Source organism: Streptomyces sp. L-9-10, from assembly GCF_004151105.1.
In the GTDB taxonomy this organism is placed as follows: Bacteria; Actinomycetota; Actinomycetes; order Streptomycetales; family Streptomycetaceae; genus Streptomyces.
The window spans coordinates 119598-122958 of record NZ_PHRF01000077.1 but is presented as its reverse complement, the minus strand read 5'-3'; the positions used below and the strand labels follow the sequence as shown (position 1 = coordinate 122958).

Annotated in this window: 3 protein-coding genes and 2 pseudogenes; 2 read left to right on the top strand and 3 right to left on the bottom strand. The window is 71.8% G+C overall.

The window, feature by feature from the left end; translation table 11 throughout:
- A partial coding sequence (locus tag CU044_RS20025; protein WP_129770077.1) for a TetR family transcriptional regulator occupies positions 1-260 on the bottom strand: 260 nt, incomplete at its 3' end.
- An 11-nt stretch (positions 261-271) separates the two neighbouring features.
- Between CU044_RS20025 and CU044_RS20020 the strand changes: the two are divergent.
- A pseudogene (locus CU044_RS20020) lies at positions 272-892 on the top strand (hypothetical protein); the annotation flags it as partial.
- A gap of 174 nt (positions 893-1066) precedes the next feature.
- A pseudogene (locus tag CU044_RS39635) lies at positions 1067-1357 on the top strand (IS5/IS1182 family transposase); the annotation flags it as partial.
- Positions 1358-1825: 468 nt separating this feature from the next.
- On the opposite strand, the gene CU044_RS20015 reads toward CU044_RS39635, so the two are convergent.
- Together CU044_RS20015 and CU044_RS20010 are read right to left on the bottom strand one after the other, a co-directional pair.
- A complete protein-coding gene (locus CU044_RS20015; RefSeq protein ID WP_129770076.1) occupies positions 1826-2479 on the bottom strand; it encodes a ScbR family autoregulator-binding transcription factor in 654 nt (217 codons plus the stop codon).
- Between the two features lie 10 nt (positions 2480-2489).
- Entirely contained in the window at positions 2490-3311 is an 822-nt protein-coding gene (locus CU044_RS20010; RefSeq protein ID WP_129770075.1) for an AfsR/SARP family transcriptional regulator, read from the bottom strand.
- Positions 3312-3361: the final 50 nt, after the last annotated feature.

The window sequence follows — 3361 nt, the reverse complement described above, 5'->3', positions numbered from 1 at the left end:
TGGAGCATGATGACGTCGACGACTTCCTGGATTTTGCAGGCGCGGTCGGGGACGGTGAGGCGTTGGTCCTGTTCGCTGAGTACGCCGTGGGCGAGGTCCTCTTTGGACTCGAAGTGGAAGTAGAGGGCGCCCTTGGTGACGCCTGCGGTGGTGAGGATTTCGGTGATTGTGGCCGCCTGGTATCCGTGTTCTTCGAACACGCGGGCTGCTGCCCCCAGGATCGTCTGACGTGTCCGGATGGCTCTGTCCTGTTTCGCCACTTTCGCCTCCTTCACAAGGCCTCCTGGACTGCGGCCCGGCCACCGCGAAGGCCGAGCACCCGGCGGGTGCGGTGGCGCCGGCAGCGAAGCAGCTGCGGGACCGCCTCGTGCGGCGCCCGGCTCCCGCCGGCGGAACGTCCGCCGAACAGCCCAAAGCCACCGGCCGCGGTGCGCGGGCCGCTCTCAGCTGCGGGACCGACGCCTACAAGATCGCTGTGCCCGGCAAGCCCCTGTCCTGGGGCGCGCCGCTCCTGGCGGACGACGGTGTCCGCCTGCGGCCCTCGACGATCTTCAGCGCCCACCTGGACAACTGGCGGCTGTGCGACGTGACGGAGAACAACGGGGTCCTCGAGGCGTCCCTGTGGAACTGGGGCAACGGCAGGTGCGCGGCCATCGCCGGGCAGAACGCGGCCACCGAAGGGGCGGTCCTGATGACGGCCCCCTGCGCGCAGGACGACCTCCAGCGGTTCTACATCTACCGCGACGTGCCCGGCAGCTCGATGATCGGTGTGCAGAACAAGTACACCGGCTCCATGATGGGCCACGACCGTTACGCGGACGGGGAGTTCATCCGCCAGTACTCCAGCGGCAGACAGGACGGTACGGGCACCTACGCCCTGACCGGAGTCTGACGTCCCACACCCCGTGAGCGGCCCCGCACGTGAACCGCCGGCCTCCCGGTTCCGTACGGGACCCTCCGCGTCTCCGCTCCGAGCCCGGCCCCGGGGACCAGCGGAGCAGCCGGCGCCTCCGTTGCCCGGCAACGCACTTGCCTTCGTCGCCCGGCAAGGCACTTGCCTGATGAACGCCGGCAGTGCCACCGCCGTGTGACCGACGGGACTGTGTCCGGGCGGAGGACTGGCCTTCCGTGGCGGGATCCGCCGTCCTGTCCCGTTCCGGGAAGCGGAGGACGGTCCATGACCGTCATCTTCATCGCAGGTGGTCAGCGGACGGAACGCGGGAGAGGACCGACCCTGCGAGCCGTCCGGGCCGACGCTGATGCCGCGGGCCGGATCAGCCGGAGCACGGCCAGCGCGGACTCCGCCTCACGCCGAGCTCATCAGCACGCGGCAGGCGCGCACTCCCGACCGCCGAAAGACTCCGGCGGAGGGGGCCCCGCCCCTCCGGCACCGGGCCGGCGAGGCCCCGGGCGCCTGCCGGAGCCCGGCGGACAGCACCCCCGCCGCCCCGGACGCACGGCCGGGCCCGGCACGGCCCCCGCGCCGCGCATCCCCTGCCCCGCACACGTCCCCCGCCCCGTGGTGCACGCCGTGCCGTGCGCGTGCCGCCGTACCGTATGCGCACCGCCGTACCGTGCCGTGTGCGTGCCGCCGTACCGTATGCGCACCGTCATATCGTGCCGTGTGCGTGCCGCCGTACCGTGCCGGGCCGGGCCGTGTGCGCGCCGCCGTACCGTGCCGGGCCGGGCCGTGTGCGCGCCGCCGTACCGTGCCGTGCGCGTGCCGCCGGTGCCGTATGTGCGTGCCGCCCGGGCCGCCGGTGCTGTGCGCGTGGCGCCGGTGCTGTGCCGGTGGTGTGTCATGCCGGTGGTGGCGTGTGGTGTTTCAGGCCGCCCGTTCCTGCCTGGCCGGGCCGGTGGTCTGCGCGCGGGTGCGGTAGTGCGCCACGTCGCCTGGCGCTACGAGTGCCGGCAGCAGTGTCTTCCACAAGGCCCCCACCCGGTCGCCGAGTTCGCCGTGGGGCATACCGGCCCCGGCCAGTACCGCGATCCCGCACACGGTCGCGGACAGCAGCGCCTCCGGGCCCTCCCCCTCTCCCTTCTGCGTGGAGAGCAGTGCCCCCTCCGCGCGGGCCCGGCCGAGCAGACGCAGCGCCTCGGTGATCCACGCCTGGTGGAAGTCGGCGACCGGCGGCCGCCGCCCGGTGCACTCGCCGGTGATACGGAAACTCGCCCGGATGACCGGATCGTCGTGGAACGTCCGGGCGAGCCAGTGGGTCAGGTCGATGAGTACCTGCACCGGCGCCGCGCCCGCCTCGCCGTGCCGCCGCACGAAATCACGCAGCAGGGCACCGCCCCGCTCCTGTACCGCGTCGGCCAGTCCGTCCTTGGAGGTGAAATGGAAGTACAGCGCTCCCTTCGTGACACCCGCGGCTCCCGCGATCTGCCCCAGCGTCGCGCCGGCGTAACCGTTCTGGTTGAACATCCGCGCACCCGCGAGGAGAAGCTTCTGACGTGTCCGAAGCGATCTGGCCTGCATCCCGGCTCCCTCAGCCGACCCGGCTCAGACGCTCGCCGCCACCGGCCACCACCTGCTCCGGACCGGCCGTCAGGATCGAGCGCTGCAGCCGGCGCAGCCCGGCCGAGGGCTCGAGCCCCAGCTCCCGCACCAGAGCACCGCGCAGCCGCTGGTAGACATCGAGCGCCTCGCTGCGCCGCCCCGAACGGTGCAGCGCCAGCATGAACTGGCCGTGCAGGTTCTCATGGGTGCGGTAACGGCTGACCAGCACCGTCAGTTCACCCAGCAGCTCACGGTGCCGGCCCAGGCGCAGATCGGCCTCGATACGCTGATCCAGCGCGCAGAGCCGGGTCTCCTCCAGACGCCGGGTCTCCATCTCCAGCTGCGTCCCGGCCTGCACATCGACCAGAGCCGGCCCCGTCCACAGCGCGAGCGCGTCACGCAACTGCCGGGCCGCGCCCGCGAAATCACCGGCGTCCATCGCCCGGTACCCCAGCCCCGCCAGCCTCTCGAACTCCCGCACGTCAATGGCCCCCCCGGCCGTGTCCAGACGGTAACCGCCCGGCGTGGTGACCAGCACCCCCTTGGCACCACGCACGGCACCCCCCTCCCCGTCCCGGCCCAGAGCCGCCGCGATCAGATCCCGCAACTGCAGCACATACGTCTGCAGAGTCGTACGCGCACTACGCGGCGGCCTGCCGCTCCAGAGCTCCTCGATCAGCACAGACACCGGCACAGCCTGATCGGCATGCAGAGCCAGCAGAGCCAGCACCTGACGCGGCTTCGGCGCCGTCGGCGTCACCGACAGCCCGTTCTCACGAGCCGCCAACGCACCCAGTACATCGATATCCACGCCATCTCCCCTTTATCCGCTCATCCCCGCATACACCGTCGACACTCCGA